Below are 16110 nucleotides of genomic sequence, written 5' to 3'. Positions count from 1 at the left end.
GGAGATAGCACCCTTAGGTTATGATAATACAGAGTAGACCAATAAGCTATGGTACTATAGGAACTGAATAAGGTGGCAAAGACATTTAGGTTGGCGTTATTGGGTTTGGAATACAATTCCGTGCTATGCGGTTGAGCAGTCCATGTCGATATAGGTTTTCCACCAATTCATGGCTGTTGCCCGCCAATTTTTATGGCAATTGGACCGTCAACTCCTTTAAATGCAAGTACAGGATTTCAAGGTCTTCCAAGTATTTCAACAATGCAATGCGATCTTCATTGAGATTTTCCGAGATGTATGTACTTTTTGCCATTACCCTTTATGTTACAAAGAACCCTAATTTTTAGGGTCCATTGTTACAGGAATGGTAAAAACAGGCCAAGGTTTCAAAATTCCACGCTAAAAGATAAAAACATGTTCATTTTACCTCGGTAAGGGCATCAAAATTTATAATGTTCCTCGGAAAAATATGTTTTAGGGTATCCCACCATACCATGGGTATTCGGTTTATAAACGCGAATCAAGCTGTCTAAGGAACTTCCGTCAGGGTTCCCTTAAACCTGCCCTCGGTGATCCTTAGCACATATTCAATGTTCTTGCCATTCTGGGCCTCGGGAACCAAATCCAGCTCAAAGCTACCGGTCAAGGTTTTACTGGATTGGTCATAGGACTCCACCATAAAGGTGGCTGTTTCGGGTTCCTGTAGGGTATATTGCGCCACAATGGCATCCCCGCCTAGGGTATCGTAGTATAGACCATTTTCCTTGGCCACGGTATAGCTGCCCTCATCTTCAAACTTCACCTTGACCATCAAAACCCCATTGTCGAGCCCTTCCCCTTTGGCCAAGAAGACCAGGGTACCGTTCTCCATCAGCTGCAGTTCAGTGCTGCCTTCCCATAGGACATCGTCCTTTTGGGCCTCAAAGGTATTCTCGGCCAAGGGAATATCGGAACCGTCATCAGAACTACATCCAAGAATGGACAACAAGCTGAAAAGGAACAGGTATGACAATGAAAATCGAAAGCGTAACATAGGTGTTTTTTCTTTAGATGGTGGGATCTTGTTTAGGTTGCTTATAGCTTGAAAAGATAATAGGAGCCCCTCACTGCACGATCAGGGTTTTGTGCAAAGCCTCAGTCGATTTGGCAACCCGTAAATCAAAAATGGGGGCTAACCAAGTTCTTCTTAAAAATCTGCCCGTCCTGTTCTCCCTTGATGGATTCTTTCGTCGAATATATGTTGGTTTAGTTGCAGAATCTTCACTATCCCTTTAGTTTCGGGCTGCATCCCATTGGGAGCAAATCATAGACACTACAAGACATCTTGAAGTTTCATAATTATGACAGCCTGCCAACCCGTAACCGGAAAAACGAATTCATTTACCCGGGTCAGTTGTCGGGGGCGGGCTGTTCTTTTCAGGCCTTTCATTAGAAATACCTTTGGCCTGACTCATTACCCAAGCACCTCATATTGATTTGAGATGTACCTTAGTACTATTTCCATTCGTTAGGTCATTCTTTTAATTCCACTCCTGCTTTCCTGCATAATTCCTTAATTTCAGAAAGTGTTTTTGTGCCACAATTCCTAAAACCACCGATAACCCGCAACGAAAGTTTACCAATATCTGAAACTTTAAGATTGCTGTACATGATCCAAGAGGCCCGTTCAACCCCAAATGCTTCTGCATTGTTGTAGAGCACATTTTGTGTTCTTACACTAAGGTTGCAATCCCTTATAAAAGAATCCTTGTCTATTTTTGGTCCATCCTTCATATCCATGTAAAATTATAAGAATATAGGAAAAAGGACGTAAACATGTAGAGGTTAGCCGTTGGAAGGAATGAAATCTTAATGCGCTACATTTACAAACGTTACATATTCTTTTTCGGCATTACTTAAACTACGGGTTAATGCTCTTTCAAGACATCATGTTTAAAGGTGGTAATTCACCAAATTCCTTGACATAGGATTTCAGTTTCTCACTTTCCATTTCCACGCTCTTGTCAGTGCCATGGAGTTCGACATAGAGATGTTCATAGGGATACTTTTCTTGTAGGGTTTCGGAATCCATGTACCTAACACCACCTTCATGGTTTAAAGATGAATCATCTGGGGCCATGGCTTTTTTGAGTTCAATGACTTCATCGCAGAACTTCTGGGCCCGACCAATGTACAGCGTCCCCATAGCATCTGTTTTGTGCATTTGCTTTACTGCTACAATTTCAGTTTTTGGCAACATGCAATAAAGCTCATAGATACCTCCTCCATCACCGAAATCCCTATTTATCCTTTGCCAAAGCCTACTATCGGACAGCCTGTAGTTTGCGCTTCTTGTCTTCATAAATGTACTGTTGTATCGGGGGAGGGTAAATATATGGATATCAACAAAAAATACCTATATGAATCGACCAATCCATAAAATTTCCCTACATAACTAAGGAATAGCTAGTTATTCATAAATTAAAATTGCCCAGTGTCTTGATAACCACATTCCATTAGGTTTATTTGGGAGTCTCGTTTCGATCAACAATTGTACCAATCAAATTGGTATTAAAAACCAGCTTTAAAACATCTAATACCTTACTTAAAGGACAATACAACCAGCCTCGATGTACCCGCTTCAGAAAGGTTGACCTTCAGCCTCTCCCCTTTGTCCAAATGAAATTTTGGATAAACATAGACCGATTGAACCGTTTGGCCATGCATAACATTAACAGGGACATTATGTCCATGCAAAGGCAGCAGTTCCAATTCCTGATAAGAAGCCCTCCTCCCTCTTTTACCACTGACCTTGAACAGTTCCAAGTCTCCAAAATCAAACCGGACACCCGAATGGTTCGCTATTTCAAATTGGACATACACCTCGTCTTGCATGTGGTACATATTCTTTACGGCCAATGAGAGCCCCTGCTTTTTCTTGACCGAATGCTTTCGTTCGGGCAGTTGCAAGAGTGATTCACAAGAGACCTGAAACCTTCGGTCACTAATGGTAAGAACCTCCGAGGAATCCGCAATCAAAGTCCGGGCTACCCTTTCCTGTTGGGCATCTTCCCTTACCCCTTGGTCTTCGGTCCCGATGCGTTCCTCCAATCCAATAAATCTATTCGGATATTCTAGTTTTTCGGCATAACGGACCATAAAGGAATAGACACTTCCGTCCTTAGTAATGACCAGCAGATTGCTGTCCTTACCCGGAACGGCCTTTAATAGTCCCAAGGTCTGTCCTTTTTCCCGATTATAGGTAAAGGCGAAATTGTTGTTGCCCACGATGCCCTGCTTGATCTTGGCGGGAAAGAACAGGGCCATGTTCATATGTTCATTGGCATAAATGGTGTCCAAGGTTGTATTGTTGGCGGCTTGGGAGGCAACGGCAAGTAACATCCCAACAATGATGATTGCATTTTTCATGACGAAATGGTTTTAGAAGCCCGAAAGACCCCGGTTCAAACGAGATATCAAGGCTTTATTTTTAAAAGGATTTTATAGTTTCTGTTTACGGTGGCCCTGACCTGACGGTTGGAGCGTTGAAAGATATTTTTCAGGCCCCTTACCTGGGGGACCCCCGGTACATTGATATCTCCCACGACATCATCGACCACTTCCTTGGACAGTTCGGCCCTAAGGGAATTCTGGATATAGAGACCTTCCAGCCCGTCCCGATAGTCATATGCCCTTAACTTTAAGGGAATATGGTCAATATTCCCAATATCCAGTACCATCCTATTGGGCTGAAAGCCCACGATTCCGAAAACGATGGTACCTTCTGGCACGACCTTACCGTGAATGACCATCTCTTCCAGAAGTCGGACTTCCAATCGGTCGTGGGCCCTGACTGTCTGTGTCCGATCTACCACCGCCGAAATAACCATGTCATTCCGATCATCTACATCGGGTCGGGGATCGGAAGCAAAGAACAATTGCTGTTCCAAGGCCATTTCAGGTAAGGTAGGTATTGTGCTTTCATTTTGTTCAGATCCATGCACCAGCTCGTTTGATTCCTTAGGAACATGGGCATTGACCTTTACGTCATTTTCTTTATATGGTTTCCGATAGGACCCCTGTGTATAATCAATGCGCCCCAAGCTGTAAATACTGTCCACAATCCGCGCCTTCTTCCTATCTATAAAATCTGGGGCAAAAACCCCTGTAGTATCCAAATACTTCTCATCATAGATACTTGGCGCATTGGTCGTCTTCACCTCTTTAAGATCATCAATGGCCTCCAGTTTGGAGGCATACTCCTTTTGGGCCGTTTCCAAAGCGGGTACCAAGGGTTGCTTCAATGGTTCCACGGAATCACCTCCATCGGTAAGGAAGAGCATGGCATACACTACCATAAATACCAGGACCAACAGAATGACGATCCCAAAAACGATTTTCTTTTTATCCAGTTTCATAGCAGAAGTCTTTATAGGTCATTGACCTTTTTCAATTGATTTTCAAAATAGGCCGTGATCAATAGTCCATGGGGATTATTGGGAAAGTGTCGGTCGACCATATGAAGTTGACCTGAGGTCTGCAGTTCGTAGGTATCGGTTACCGAACCCCTGTCAATTTCAAAAATCACCCGGGACCTGAAGGAGAAGGCACCTGCTTCCCCAAAAAGATCGGTTTCCACGGACAGCACCTTTTGGACCAAGGAATATTGCAAGAGCCGGTTATAGACCCCATCGGCCTTTTTTTGCCGGTAGACATTGTCCACAGAACTGTCCCCCAACCATAGGGCCTTTTCCAAATGCTTTTGATAGTTACTGGCATCGATACCATAAAAGTACCTATGGAACTGTTCAATATGGGCCAAGGCCTCCACCTCACGGTTTTCCTGTTGGAGCGTCCATTTCAATGGAATGATGGAACCATCCGTTCCAATGGCAAAGTTTCCCGTCCTAGTTTCCTGATACATTTGATAGGCCACCAACACAGCACCCAGCGTACAGAGGGTCGATGTCATGACCACGGTCAGGACCACAAAACGATTGGTCCGAAGTATTGCAGATATATTTTTATACATTGTTTTCATATTATTTTAGGTTTGATCCGGTACTAGGCACCGAAGAGTTTGAGTGAAAAAGAAGTTGCCCTTCGGTACAGTTTGAATTTCAAAAAGACGATAAAGCCAATGGTGCCCAGTTCCACCAAAGGCGCAAACACGGAACTCCCGTAATTAGTACCAAAAAGGTTGATCCAAAAGTTGGTCGTCAACTCCCCATAGAGGGCATTGATAAAAATGTTCACGAGAAAAAAGGCAGGTACCAGCATGTAAACGGCCACATAGAGCTTAAAAAAGTTGTAGGCCAAGGTTCTGAACTTCTCAAAAACCGCCAAACTGATGACCAAGGGAAAAAAGGCACGCATGATGCCGAGGAGAAAAAAACGTTCCGCCAAAAACATCGGATAGATGAACAGGTCCAGCAGCCAGAGGAACACACTAATGATAAATGCCAATAGCCGCATCCCGAACAAGGGACTGACCAGCGCCTCATAAAGCAGCGCCATCCCCTTTCGTGCAGCGTCCATGAATCCGGCATCCTCTTCAATGGAAATATCCTGCAACTGCAGGGGCAACAGATCCGGTGCCGTGCCGCGGTATTGGGTCTCAATGCCCACCAGGATGGTATCAAAGGCATCCAACACCTGATCGGAAAACAACACCAACAGCACCACGACAAAATTCTTTGCCAGTTCCGTTGGTGTCAGCCCCCAGGTATGTCCATCGCGTGCCGCTATTCCCTCATTGTATTTTTTGATGATATTGATCAAAAAGAACAACAGGGCCAAGGCCTTCATGCCCGTGATGGTGTACTGGGAAAAATCACTTCCGGTGATGGTGCTGTACACCGCATCCACATATTCCAGTCCGATACTTAACAATACGCCGGCCATGATCAATGGGTTGTTATACGGTTATTGATGGCCTCCTGCATTTCCCGAAAGGAAACAATGTCCCGGTATCGTTTGGCCTTGCGCTGGACCTCACCGACCATTTCCTTGGATTGGACTTCTTTTTCCTTGAGCACCCTGATCCGTTCCGCATCGGTCATCTTCAAAAAATCACTGGAGAGTATGTGTTCCACAAATTTCACGTCTTCCAGCGAGTGCTCGATGATGGCATTGAAGGCATCGGAAATGTATTCCACCTCCTCTGGACGGATATGGGGAGAGTCGAGAATGTCCCGCAGATCGTCCCGCACCAGATCGAAAAGGCGTTGGTGGTTCCGGGTCAGTTCACGGACCGCCCTTAATTGTTTGATGACATCGTTGACTTTTTCGATACGCTCTTTTTGTTCCCGTAAAAATTCCACGGTCTTCAAGAGTTCGGAGGTCTGCTTGGCCGATTCGATGATCTGTTTGCCCAAGGTGATAAAGTTGGTATTGTCATATACCGGCATCCCCTGGGCCGTAGCGCGGCCGGGCAAGTGCATTGCCAAGGACAGGGACACCACAATTATTAATAGGCTCATTTTTCCACTATTTTGATTCTCCTTTGTTTTCATTCTTCCTTGTTTTTTAGGTTTATAAATGCTTTGATGGCTTGCTCCATATCACCATATGCTTCGTACAGGGCCATAATGGACTCATTATCCGGGCCCTCGGTCAGGTAGGCCGCATAGACCTCTGGGGGCACCTCCAAGCGGAAGATGTTGCTTTCCTTTCCAATCTTGATAAAGATTTCGGTGTATTTAGGATGTCCGGAAAGATGGTTCCTGATGGATTTCAATTGATTCAGGTCATGTGCGGATAGCTGAAGTCTTTCCTGGAGCGCAGCATAGCCTTTTTCATTTCTAAGGCTATAAATGATCTGTGTATTCTCCAGAATACTGGCCGAGGTTGAATTCTGGGGCAGTTGGTTGATGGACTGTAGGATGATGCCAATTGCCCCCTCCTGTTTCCGGATAGCCTGGTAATAAAACTCCACGCTTTCCAACACATTGTCGAACTTGAGCTGTTTGGCAAACTCATCAAAGAGGATGATGCCCCGCTCCTCCCTATTCCTCCAAACGGTCCGTTGGATGGCCGTTTTGATGAGCTTGAGCATCACGGAGAGAATCTCCTTGTTGTCCTTTACTTCATCAAGTTCGAACACGATCAACCGTTTATCCTCCAATCGATAGGACTGGTCTTCATTGGCGCCAAAAAGAAAGCTGTAGAGTCCTTCTCCCACATATTCCGAAAGGATGTGCAGGAATCCCTTGACATTAAAATATTCCGAATCGATCTGCAATCGTGACAGTAGGTCCTTTTGATGTTTGCTGACGAAATTGTAGAACCCTTCCAAAGAATGTGGAACAATTTGGCTTTCCTTATAGTAGGCCAGCAATAGTTTCTTCAAGGCCACCGACCATTCCTTTTGGGGTGTGGTACCGGCCCCCATTAGCTCAAAAAGGAAGAGGGAAAGATCCTCCAAGCGTTCTGGGATCACATCGTCACGATTCGATATATAAAATGGATTGATGCCAAGACTCTTACCGTTTTCATAACGAAGCACGGTACTCTGTCCGGGATAGAGGCTCGCGAACTTGGTGTAGGAACCGCCCAGATCGATAATGACCAGCCGGACCCCCACCTCAAAGTATTGACGGAGCATGTTATTGGCCAAAAAGGACTTCCCTTCCCCGGTCGGGGCAAAAATAGCAAAGTTGCGTGCCTTGATACGCTTTTTCCCTTCGTCCCAGACATCTTTCAGCACAGGAATATTGAACTCGCGATCATTGAACACAATCCCCGTGCAGTCCGATCTATAATTGGTTGTATTTGTCCAAAGACAAAGCGCATGCTTTAAATCGGTCACATAGAGATCCTCATTGGAAAAATTGGGGGCAAAACAAGGGAAACTGTTCAGGATATAGTGTTTACGTTCCTTACCACATGGGTAATAGGGCATGATATCCAGTTCCTTGAAGGTGGCCCTGATCTTTGTGTTCGTCCGATCCAGTTGCTCCACATCCCGGTTCCAATGGATGACATTTAGATGTCCACGGACAATCCGTGCATGGTCATCAGTGTTGATCTGATCGAGGATATGCTCGATTTTCTTGAGGACCACTTTGTTCTGTGTACCGAAATTGGAACTCTTTTTCAGTTCCTCCACCTTTTTCTCGAGCTGCTTCCTCCATTGGTGCCTATCATCCAGATAGATGATCTGGTTGATGATATGATTTTCCTTGAGGGAAAGGCCAAGACCGTCGATGAACCCTTGGTGAAAGGTAAAATCATCCGAGGTAAACCGTTCATTGACCTTACTGGTCTGTACGCAGTCCCCAAAACAGGACTCGCTATTGATGGCCAGCACATCGAAGTGATGGTTCCCAATGGCCACTTTGGGGCCGTCCAGAACGATATCGGTATCACAATCCGGGTTATATCCGTTGAACTGTCTTTGGGCCAAGTCCAGAATTTCGCTGTCCACCATGGGTTCCAATCGGATTTTTTGCCCATTGTTGAGATAATTCACCGCATCGGAGACCGCATCCAAAAACTGCTTTACCCTATCATCCAACTCCCTGGGCAATGCCTTGGGCACGCTTGCAAAGGGGTTGACATATTTGGGATGGTTGAAACCCTTCTTACCGGGACAAGTAAAGAACAGATAGCTCTGGTGCTCCATATATTCCCTTCCCTTGAAATGATCATGGGTCGCTTTGGAGAGGAAGGTATCCCTGCGCAACTGGACGGAAGTAAAGGAGGATTTCAGGTAGACCTCCTGCTTGTGGACCACCGTCCCTACGGGAAGGGACTTGAAGGCCTGAAACCAACTGCTATGCAGCCCTTCAAAATCGGTTTCGGAAAGCGAATAGACCTCAGGGAGCAAAACCTTATAGCAGGCCAGGACACTGCCATTATTGGCAAAGACGATATGGTCCCGTATGTCCACAATGGGATGATGGGCGGCGATATTAAGGGTCGACATGGTTCAATAGATTATCGGGTTTATTGCTGATGCAGTTGGGAAAGGTTTTACTGAAATCCAACAAGTACTTGTTGGAGGCTATCTTGGTCAGCCCCACATACCAACAGCAGTTCCAGACCATGGCCAAGATGATGGCCATAAGGCTGAAGGAAAAGATGATGATCAGCAGGGAAGCCAAGATGGAGAGCATCATAAAGGCAAACAGGGATATGGGAAGCCCCCATATCCTCGCCCCTTTACGGATGTCCTTATAGATTTTGTACGTTCTCATAGGAAATGACTTTTGTTGGATCTGTAAAAAGGTCAGACCACGATTCCGATGAGATAGGTAAAGATGCCGACCACGGCCCCTGCAATGAGCACGAACACCAATACGCGTGTGATGCCTTTTTTGAGGTCTGCGTTCTCCCCAAAAAAATGACCTGCATTGAACAGGAAGCCGACCAAAAAGATGACCCCCAGTAGGAGTGGAAAGATGGTTCGGATGGTATCGGAGATGTCATTGACCGAATCCTCGATGCCCCCGATCTGTGCAAAAGCGGACATGCCCATAAGGAGCATGGCCCAGATACTTAACATTGTTTTTTTCATGATGTCAGTTTTGTGGCCGATTGGGCCGATTGATGAATAAACTTTTTCGAAAAGTATCGGTAAGCTCTGGAAAGGATGGCGATACGCTAAAAATTAACGGACAGCAGCGTTAAATTTTGATGAATCCCAAGGGTTTTTCGCAAACTGTTGAAGATTGCACAATGAACCATTTCAAAATAAACATGCCATGAAACGAAGGAACACGTTGCTGCTTTTGGGGATTTTTACCTTGCTCCTGCCCAACACCTATGGGCAAAGGAACAGCTCACACAAACCGATCATCATCATCGACCCAGGCCATGGCGGGCTTGATTCAGGTGCCATTGGGGTCAATGGCCTCAGCGAAAAAGAACTGACCCTGAAATTGGCCGAGGCCATTTTACGGTACAATAAGGTCTTATTGGACAATCGCTATGATATGTATCTCACGCGATATTCAGATACCCTAATATCATTGGGCCATCGCACCCGACTGGCGAAAGTGCTACAACCGGACCTTTTTATTTCCTTGCACTGCAACCATGCCGACAATCCCAAGGCATCGGGATTGGAAATCTATCTATACAACAGACCTATTTCCCAGAGCCATATCAGCATGGCCAAGGCCATGGAAGTCTATCTCAAAACCACATTGGGCTATCGAAGCCGAGGTGTGAAACGGGCCAATTTTCAGGTATTGCGCGACAACAGGGAAGTATGCCCTGCGCTGCTTTTGGAACTCGGTTTTTTGTCCCATTCGGATGAGGCGGGACACTTGGAACGTAAGGAAAACATCAGTGCCTTGGGATTGGCGATCTTAATGGGAATCAAAAAGATGATGGAATGAAAAAGTTATTTGCAAGTCTATTTATCCTACTCAGAACAATTGTGGTTGAAATGGGAAGGGAACTGTGGGATGTTCTAAGACATCGGCCCAAAGTTTAAAAAGTATCCATTTTAGGTATTAGTACCGATGATGCCCTTCCCATAAGTTGTTTTTATGTAATTTTCCCCCATTAACCTTACAAAGGCAAAGTGTCAATTCATCAATCGTATTTGAAATGTTATACCTAACACCGACCAAAAGAGGAATAGGGGCCGAAATTTGGGGCACCTATGAGGATCTGGATGCTTTATATGATGTGATCGGCACGTTCTGGAACCAAGAGCAATACCATAATGCCAAGGGGTTTGAGAACAGGGACAAGCTCATCAGCGGGTTCTCCTACGAGATAAGGAAGGCAAAGGAGGGCAGTAGGGACCAAAGGGAAACCAGCCATTTTTCTCCGGAACGGGCCACCCATTATGGCACCAAGATCTCTTGGGTCCATTTTCTGTTTTCACTATCGGCCATCAAGTACAATATGCAGTTTTATCCTACGGACAAGTTAGCTATTTCCATGTTGCTACAACTCGAGTTCTGGCTGGAAAGCGCCATGAACGAGTTTGATGAGATCGGAGCCAAAAATTTGGTGGGCCATATCGAGAATGGCCTGGACGGTGCCAACGAGTTCAGTTATCAGTACATGCGGAGTATCCATATAGATTATGTACAGCTTGGTGGAGGGAAAAGGGCCTTTGGAAAACTTCCAGAGCTTCTCAAACGCGGCATTTTCTTTACCGGGGAATACAAGGAATATCGTGATTTTCTGGAAAAGGAGGCCAAACGGCTACAATGCAGTATATCGGACTTGGAGATGGATGACGACCATATCGATTACGAACATTTACAATGGTAAGAATATAGACTGATCATATAGGGATTTGACACCAGAGCAGCGGGTGTTCACTGGCGGCATCCCGTTCACTTTTGATGCTCCCCAGCATTTCCCATTGCGGGCGTTCCTTGAACCACATCCCTTTTCTGACCAAACCACATTTTTCAACCCCATCAAAAAGACCATCGGACAACATGAGGTAATCGCGTTGTTTGATGTTGACCCCCATCTTGTAGGCGCCCAAACGATAGTATTCCGCGTCCCGGCCCTTATCCACATCCCCCATAAAACTGGGATGTCGCGTAATGTCGGTCAGCCCACTGTCCTTGATCAGGGGGGAAATGGCATTTTCATAGGCCGGGGCATTAAGGGTGCCCACCAGTATCGTTCCCATATCGGTACATTCCCCTTGGGCCAGAATTTCTGCAATATGTTTGGATTGTACCCATTGGCGTTCTTTGAACGCTTCCCCGTCAGCTGCACGATCTGGAAAATGGGTACAAAGAACGGTAAAGGTCCTGCCAGAAGCCATCCTGAGCCTGTACTCCTGTAAATCCGTATCAAATATGGGCCTTTCCGAAGCATCAAGTTCATTGGCCCTGGTTCGTATCGAAACCAAGTCGATCCTTGCTTTGGCCAAGAGCCCCATACCGCGTCCGAAAGGGTCATTGGTTCCCATAAAGACAACTTCCCGATAGGGAGCAGTAGCTGCGGAACTCAGAAAATATCGGTTGAACTCCACAAGGGAAGCACGGCTCTCGACCTCCGTGACCACCAAGATATCCGGGTCCATCGTTTGAATGATCTTGGCCTTGTTCCCAATGGCCCGCTCATCGATGGGCAAGGAATCCACTTTGGCCCAGCCTTCCCAATCGGTCAGATGGCTTGCCTTAGCTTTACCCTTGTACAGCCCTCTTGAGACCAATAATTGCCCCATGGCATTTCGTATGGTGCAATGGGTTAAAAAATCTTGGTCATCAAATCCCAAAAAATGGGAAAGCACACGCATCCGGTCGAAGTCTTTCTGTGAACGTTCCCCTTGAAGCAATAGTCGCTCAAATTCCGTTATCCAACGGGCCCTGTTTTCCGCACGGAACCGATGGACCAGATCAATGGGACGGTGAAAGATGTTCTGCAGGTTATAAAAGGCGATTTTCATGATCCATCGTTTAACATGAAGTTCTTGTTGTCCATCAAAATCCGATGGATCTCCTCCTGATCATAGTAGATGACCCCTCCAAGCTTTGTATAGGGTATGGTCCCATTGATACGCAGGTTCCGGAGGGTACCGGGGCTGATCTCCAATTTCCCCATGACACTGTTGGACTTGATCCATCGGTCCAGGGTGATGCGGTTATGTTGTAATAGGATATCCTTGATCTCTTCCAAAAGGGATGCCTTGAAGCCTTCGAGATCTTCCTGTGTGACAATATGTGCTGGCATGACTTTAGGTTTTTGTTAGACCCCAAATATGAAATAAGAACAAAAATTAAATTCACAAGTTGTGCCCAACTTGGGTCAAACTTTAACATAAATAGCCCCTTTATCCGATATTTTGTACGATTTATAGCTGTTATATTGTAATACTTAACTTATAATCTATACTTAATATGGGTAACCCTTCCATCAACTTTTGTGATGATCGGGTGATTTATCGTTCCCTGGCCCTGGCCAGTAACGATTGGTTCAAATAGAAAAAGATGTGTTTTCGAATCATTTTGACAGTTTTGGCATTGGCCCCCATCTCCATTTCTTCCAGGGAAGTGGACAGGGAACACAGCCTATCGTTGGCGCCACAATACAAACCATCTTGGGTTGTATCCGGGAAGATTTCATACCAGTCCAGTATAGGGTATTCCGCATCCCATTGGATAAGGAGGAGTCCACAGCTAAGGACCACTGGAGTTCACTTTTTTCAAAGCAATCAAGTCCAAAGTCAAACCCAAGGAAATTTTACTGATGGTAAGTCCACGTTCACTGCATTGTACAACACCCTACCTGTGGACCGATCACAAGGTCGGTATATCCTACCATGCAGCGATAGTCTTCAATGGCAGGGCCTTCCATCCAAACTTCTGTGGACTTATTTGCAACCAACCATGCTCCATCCACCATGGACAGAAGATCAAGCCATGGCATCGGATACGATTTCGAATAAAACCGAATTGCACCACAACACGGAGACCCTTACAGCGGAAATTTTGGCACGGGAAGAAACCATAAAACTACAATTGGTTCTCGCTGCCTTACTGGTAGCTTTATTGGCGTTCTTCTATGTCAAATACCGAAAGATGCAACGCAAACTGAACATGATACTCCAGGAAGGTGTGGAACCCAATTTAAACCAAGTGACCAATGCAACTGCCATTGCCTTGGAGATCGAACCGGAAGTCGTGCAACGCATTCTTTTGGGCTTGGACCACTGGGAAAGTAGGCAAGGCTATCTCGATCAGGGAGCCAGCCTATTTAACTTGGCAGCAATTCTGGAAACAAACACCAGCTATCTTTCCAAGGTCGTCAATAGCTATAAGGGCCAGAGCTTCCCACAATACCTCAAGGATTTACGGGTGACCTATGCCATTAACCACATCAAGGAACATCCGGACATCCTAACGACCCATTCCACCATCCAACTGGCGGAACGGTTCGGTTTCCGTTCGGTGGATGTGTTTGCCAGGGCGATGAAATCCAAGATTGGTCTGACCCCCGGTTTGTTTTTCCGTAAAGTTAGCCAAAAACAGCGCCATCAAAGGTAAAGCACTAGGTGTTTAGAGATCAAAAAGACATCACCTATTCCCTTTGTCCATATAGGCCTTAAGGGTGTAGGCCATACCATCAAGAAAGCGTGTCCTATCTTTTTTCCGGGCACAGATCTCGGTATAGGTGCGGTAACAATCGCCAAGCTCACAATTGAACGCCGATGATAAAGTCTGGGCAATTTCCTTGACATCGGCCTTTCCCCCATTGATGGCCCCGGCATGGTAGAGGGCATACACCAGTTCCGTGAGGGCCGCCTTGGTGGAAGACCATTGGAGCCTTGGGCGGAACTTTCCAGAACCCAGGGTGTTCCGTCTATTCCCAAGATAGCCAATGGCCTTTTCATAGGCCCGCAATTGCCCCAATAGCATATCATGGGAGGTTGTAAAGACGGGATCGATAGCGATATGGTGGGCATACGTTGGATTGAGGGAATCCTTTTTCCTTCGGGTAAAATACTGCGAATCCCAGTGGGTATGTCCCAATTGTATGTACTTCCAGAACTGTGCATGTCCCAATAAAAAACTGGACCATAGCTTCCGTTTTGCTTTGATCCATTGCCTTCGGGCCTTTTTACCGCATACAGGAATTTTAAGCTCCAAATCCAAGAGTTCCGAATAGTAGATCAGATACACCAAGGGCACTTGTTTGGTATGCTTAAAAAAATGGATTTCCTCGGCCTCATCCACAAATCCCGTGTGCACTACATGATTTCTTAGCTCCAAGAGCTGGGAACGACAGAGGGCTGTGATTTTTTTGGCAGCCTCAATAATGTTGGGCACACGGGCCTCGATGTCCAGTATCTCGGTCTTAAGGGCTTCAGATGTCAATGAATGGTCCATATCCAAATAATTTAGGCACAGTAGAAACAACAAGCACAAAACAAACAACATCTATGTTGGATATAGGTTCAGGCCATGGTAATCTGGGAACCCATTCAATATGGCCCCTAATTCCAAGAACACAAAAAATAAGTGGCGGCACTTTATAAAAGCAGGTGTTTTCACTATGGGACCCAACCCAACAAAACCCTTGCAAGGTCAAAGGTTCTATGCTGAACAGCCCCCTGATAATCAACAACACCAAAGGGTAAGCATTTTATAAATCGTCGGGACCTACCTATACCATGCCCAGCCCTAAATACCCCTTGTCCGACAAAGACCTTGGAAAAAAACTGCAAATAGTCGGATTTTGACATCTGATTCCCGAATTATGCCATTTTAAACATCCGATTCCCTAACTAGTTTAGTGTGTAAGTGGCATATAAAAACAGAAAGCCTCAATGAGCACATTAAAAAACCACGTATTATCCTATATCGATGAAAACAGTATCCAGACATAAGAAAACCATCATAGATATCATCTCCATCCTATTCCTTGTGCTGTTTGTCTACACAGCCAGCAGCAAATTGTTGGACCTTGGACTGTTTGAACTGCGGTTGGGCCGTATGCCCTATATCGCGCCATACGCCAGTCTTTTGAGTTGGAGTGTACCCTTATTGGAATTGGTGATCGCCGGACTATTGTTACTTCCCAAATTACGGATAATCGGTCTGTACGCCAGCGGCATCCTGTTGACCCTTTTCACGATCTATATCATTGCCGTATTGCAATTCAGCGATGACATCCCCTGTTCTTGTGGCGGGGTACTTGCGGCATTACGATGGGACGACCATATCGTATTCAATGCCATATGTATGGCCTTGGCCCTAACTGCCATCGTCCTTAACAAAAAACAGCATAAAACATCCAATGGATGAAACTACTGCGCAGTGTAAGGGGAAGCCGAAAACCTTGAACAGAGTAGGCATCATAATTAATTCATAAAACAATGAAAACAAGTTTTTTAAAAATCGTTCTACCGGCCTTCGCCATTGTAATGGCGGTCGGTCTGGCCTTTGCCACGGAGGACAGCAATAGCTCCTATGTAGGATATATTGCAACTCCGTTCGGAGTTCAACAGATCCAGACGGATTGTCCCGATACCGGTGAGTTGTTGTGCTTTGAAGGGGCTAATCAGGTGTACAATGATCCTGGACTTACCGATCCAAGACGTGATTGGCAATAAACTGATCATTTGCTGAACAACATAAAGGTGTCCCTCGGGACACCTTTATTACTAACTCAAAAAACAACGAAACCAGGTTCGCCATATCG

General features: G+C 45.6%; 20 protein-coding genes. 5 read left to right on the top strand and 15 right to left on the bottom strand.

What is annotated here, in order from left to right; all coding sequences use genetic code 11:
- Positions 1–190: 190 nt before the first annotated feature.
- The 12 genes from GVT53_RS21140 to GVT53_RS02875 form a co-directional block, all read right to left on the bottom strand.
- A complete protein-coding gene (locus tag GVT53_RS21140; protein ID WP_258537761.1) occupies positions 191–313 on the bottom strand; it encodes a hypothetical protein in 123 nt (40 codons plus the stop codon).
- Between the two features lie 216 nt (positions 314–529).
- Complete coding sequence (locus GVT53_RS02925; RefSeq protein ID WP_166247342.1) at positions 530–1033, bottom strand: DUF6252 family protein; 504 nt, start codon at positions 1031–1033, stop codon at positions 530–532.
- Positions 1034–1512: 479 nt separating this feature from the next.
- Positions 1513–1773 (bottom strand): hypothetical protein, encoded by a 261-nt coding sequence (locus GVT53_RS02920; protein ID WP_166247341.1) that lies wholly within the window; start codon positions 1771–1773, stop codon positions 1513–1515.
- 145 nt (positions 1774–1918) lie between these two features.
- A complete protein-coding gene (locus GVT53_RS02915; protein ID WP_166247340.1) occupies positions 1919–2341 on the bottom strand; it encodes a hypothetical protein in 423 nt (140 codons plus the stop codon).
- A 239-nt stretch (positions 2342–2580) separates the two neighbouring features.
- Positions 2581–3408, bottom strand: a complete 828-nt coding sequence (locus tag GVT53_RS02910; protein ID WP_166247339.1) for a DUF4138 domain-containing protein — start codon at positions 3406–3408, stop codon at positions 2581–2583.
- Between the two features lie 47 nt (positions 3409–3455).
- Positions 3456–4397 (bottom strand): conjugative transposon protein TraM, encoded by a 942-nt coding sequence (traM, locus tag GVT53_RS02905; RefSeq protein WP_166247338.1) that lies wholly within the window; start codon positions 4395–4397, stop codon positions 3456–3458.
- A gap of 11 nt (positions 4398–4408) precedes the next feature.
- Positions 4409–5020, bottom strand: a complete 612-nt coding sequence (locus tag GVT53_RS02900) for a conjugal transfer protein TraK (RefSeq protein ID WP_166247337.1) — start codon at positions 5018–5020, stop codon at positions 4409–4411.
- Between the two features lie 23 nt (positions 5021–5043).
- Positions 5044–5883, bottom strand: a complete 840-nt coding sequence (locus GVT53_RS02895) for a hypothetical protein (protein ID WP_258537760.1) — start codon at positions 5881–5883, stop codon at positions 5044–5046.
- 2 nt (positions 5884–5885) lie between these two features.
- Entirely contained in the window at positions 5886–6461 is a 576-nt protein-coding gene (locus tag GVT53_RS02890; protein WP_166250402.1) for a conjugal transfer protein, read from the bottom strand.
- A gap of 29 nt (positions 6462–6490) precedes the next feature.
- Positions 6491–8908: a TraG family conjugative transposon ATPase gene (locus tag GVT53_RS02885; RefSeq protein WP_166247336.1), complete on the bottom strand. Its 2418-nt coding sequence runs from the start codon at positions 8906–8908 to the stop codon at positions 6491–6493.
- A complete protein-coding gene (locus tag GVT53_RS02880; protein ID WP_166247335.1) occupies positions 8895–9179 on the bottom strand; it encodes a hypothetical protein in 285 nt (94 codons plus the stop codon). Before GVT53_RS02880 ends, GVT53_RS02885 begins: the two co-directional genes overlap by 14 nt.
- A 32-nt stretch (positions 9180–9211) precedes the next feature.
- Positions 9212–9499 (bottom strand): hypothetical protein, encoded by a 288-nt coding sequence (locus GVT53_RS02875; RefSeq protein ID WP_166247334.1) that lies wholly within the window; start codon positions 9497–9499, stop codon positions 9212–9214.
- Between the two features lie 187 nt (positions 9500–9686).
- On the opposite strand from GVT53_RS02875, the gene GVT53_RS02870 reads away from it, so the two are divergent.
- A complete protein-coding gene (locus GVT53_RS02870) occupies positions 9687–10325 on the top strand; it encodes an N-acetylmuramoyl-L-alanine amidase family protein (protein ID WP_166247333.1) in 639 nt (212 codons plus the stop codon).
- A 214-nt stretch (positions 10326–10539) separates the two neighbouring features.
- Positions 10540–11217 carry a DUF6904 family protein gene (locus tag GVT53_RS02865; protein WP_166247332.1) on the top strand — a complete coding sequence of 226 codons (678 nt, stop codon included), beginning with the start codon at positions 10540–10542 and terminating at the stop codon, positions 11215–11217.
- A 13-nt stretch (positions 11218–11230) separates the two neighbouring features.
- On the opposite strand, the gene GVT53_RS02860 is transcribed toward GVT53_RS02865, so the two are convergent.
- Both GVT53_RS02860 and GVT53_RS02855 read right to left on the bottom strand, forming a co-directional pair.
- Positions 11231–12355 (bottom strand): endonuclease/exonuclease/phosphatase family protein, encoded by a 1125-nt coding sequence (locus tag GVT53_RS02860; RefSeq protein ID WP_166247331.1) that lies wholly within the window; start codon positions 12353–12355, stop codon positions 11231–11233.
- On the bottom strand, positions 12352–12639 hold the full coding sequence (locus GVT53_RS02855; RefSeq protein ID WP_166247330.1) for a helix-turn-helix domain-containing protein: 288 nt from the start codon (positions 12637–12639) through the stop codon (positions 12352–12354). The genes GVT53_RS02860 and GVT53_RS02855 overlap by 4 nt, the downstream gene beginning before the upstream one ends.
- A gap of 257 nt (positions 12640–12896) precedes the next feature.
- Here GVT53_RS02855 and GVT53_RS02850 point away from each other — a divergent pair, with 257 nt between their 5' ends.
- Positions 12897–13952 carry a helix-turn-helix domain-containing protein gene (locus tag GVT53_RS02850; protein ID WP_166247329.1) on the top strand — a complete coding sequence of 352 codons (1056 nt, stop codon included), beginning with the start codon at positions 12897–12899 and terminating at the stop codon, positions 13950–13952.
- 30 nt (positions 13953–13982) lie between these two features.
- Here GVT53_RS02850 and GVT53_RS02845 read toward each other — a convergent pair whose 3' ends face one another.
- Positions 13983–14795, bottom strand: a complete 813-nt coding sequence (locus GVT53_RS02845) for an RteC domain-containing protein (RefSeq protein ID WP_166247328.1) — start codon at positions 14793–14795, stop codon at positions 13983–13985.
- Positions 14796–15272: 477 nt separating this feature from the next.
- On the opposite strand from GVT53_RS02845, the gene GVT53_RS02840 reads away from it, so the two are divergent.
- Together GVT53_RS02840 and GVT53_RS02835 are read left to right on the top strand one after the other, a co-directional pair.
- Positions 15273–15713, top strand: a complete 441-nt coding sequence (locus GVT53_RS02840; protein WP_166247327.1) for a MauE/DoxX family redox-associated membrane protein — start codon at positions 15273–15275, stop codon at positions 15711–15713.
- A 71-nt stretch (positions 15714–15784) separates the two neighbouring features.
- On the top strand, positions 15785–16021 hold the full coding sequence (locus tag GVT53_RS02835; RefSeq protein WP_166247326.1) for a DUF6520 family protein: 237 nt from the start codon (positions 15785–15787) through the stop codon (positions 16019–16021).
- Positions 16022–16110: the final 89 nt, after the last annotated feature.

Origin of the sequence: Flagellimonas oceani, assembly GCF_011068285.1 — a bacterium.
Classification (GTDB): Bacteria; Bacteroidota; Bacteroidia; order Flavobacteriales; family Flavobacteriaceae; genus Flagellimonas; species Flagellimonas oceani.
Note: the sequence above shows the minus strand (reverse complement) of the source record. Positions and strands in the feature narration are given on the sequence as shown.

Coding starts and splice junctions, on each gene's coding strand:
- GVT53_RS21140 (WP_258537761.1), bottom strand. CDS start 313: ATGGCAAAAAGTACATACATCTCGGAAAATCTCAATGAAGATCGCATT.
- GVT53_RS02925 (WP_166247342.1), bottom strand. CDS start 1,033: ATGTTACGCTTTCGATTTTCATTGTCATACCTGTTCCTTTTCAGCTTG.
- GVT53_RS02920 (WP_166247341.1), bottom strand. CDS start 1,773: ATGAAGGATGGACCAAAAATAGACAAGGATTCTTTTATAAGGGATTGC.
- GVT53_RS02915 (WP_166247340.1), bottom strand. CDS start 2,341: ATGAAGACAAGAAGCGCAAACTACAGGCTGTCCGATAGTAGGCTTTGG.
- GVT53_RS02910 (WP_166247339.1), bottom strand. CDS start 3,408: ATGAAAAATGCAATCATCATTGTTGGGATGTTACTTGCCGTTGCCTCC.
- traM (WP_166247338.1), bottom strand. CDS start 4,397: ATGAAACTGGATAAAAAGAAAATCGTTTTTGGGATCGTCATTCTGTTG.
- GVT53_RS02900 (WP_166247337.1), bottom strand. CDS start 5,020: ATGAAAACAATGTATAAAAATATATCTGCAATACTTCGGACCAATCGT.
- GVT53_RS02895 (WP_258537760.1), bottom strand. CDS start 5,883: ATGGCCGGCGTATTGTTAAGTATCGGACTGGAATATGTGGATGCGGTG.
- GVT53_RS02890 (WP_166250402.1), bottom strand. CDS start 6,461: ATGAGCCTATTAATAATTGTGGTGTCCCTGTCCTTGGCAATGCACTTG.
- GVT53_RS02885 (WP_166247336.1), bottom strand. CDS start 8,908: ATGTCGACCCTTAATATCGCCGCCCATCATCCCATTGTGGACATACGG.
- GVT53_RS02880 (WP_166247335.1), bottom strand. CDS start 9,179: ATGAGAACGTACAAAATCTATAAGGACATCCGTAAAGGGGCGAGGATA.
- GVT53_RS02875 (WP_166247334.1), bottom strand. CDS start 9,499: ATGAAAAAAACAATGTTAAGTATCTGGGCCATGCTCCTTATGGGCATG.
- GVT53_RS02870 (WP_166247333.1), top strand. CDS start 9,687: ATGAAACGAAGGAACACGTTGCTGCTTTTGGGGATTTTTACCTTGCTC.
- GVT53_RS02865 (WP_166247332.1), top strand. CDS start 10,540: ATGTTATACCTAACACCGACCAAAAGAGGAATAGGGGCCGAAATTTGG.
- GVT53_RS02860 (WP_166247331.1), bottom strand. CDS start 12,355: ATGAAAATCGCCTTTTATAACCTGCAGAACATCTTTCACCGTCCCATT.
- GVT53_RS02855 (WP_166247330.1), bottom strand. CDS start 12,639: ATGCCAGCACATATTGTCACACAGGAAGATCTCGAAGGCTTCAAGGCA.
- GVT53_RS02850 (WP_166247329.1), top strand. CDS start 12,897: ATGTGTTTTCGAATCATTTTGACAGTTTTGGCATTGGCCCCCATCTCC.
- GVT53_RS02845 (WP_166247328.1), bottom strand. CDS start 14,795: ATGGACCATTCATTGACATCTGAAGCCCTTAAGACCGAGATACTGGAC.
- GVT53_RS02840 (WP_166247327.1), top strand. CDS start 15,273: ATGAAAACAGTATCCAGACATAAGAAAACCATCATAGATATCATCTCC.
- GVT53_RS02835 (WP_166247326.1), top strand. CDS start 15,785: ATGAAAACAAGTTTTTTAAAAATCGTTCTACCGGCCTTCGCCATTGTA.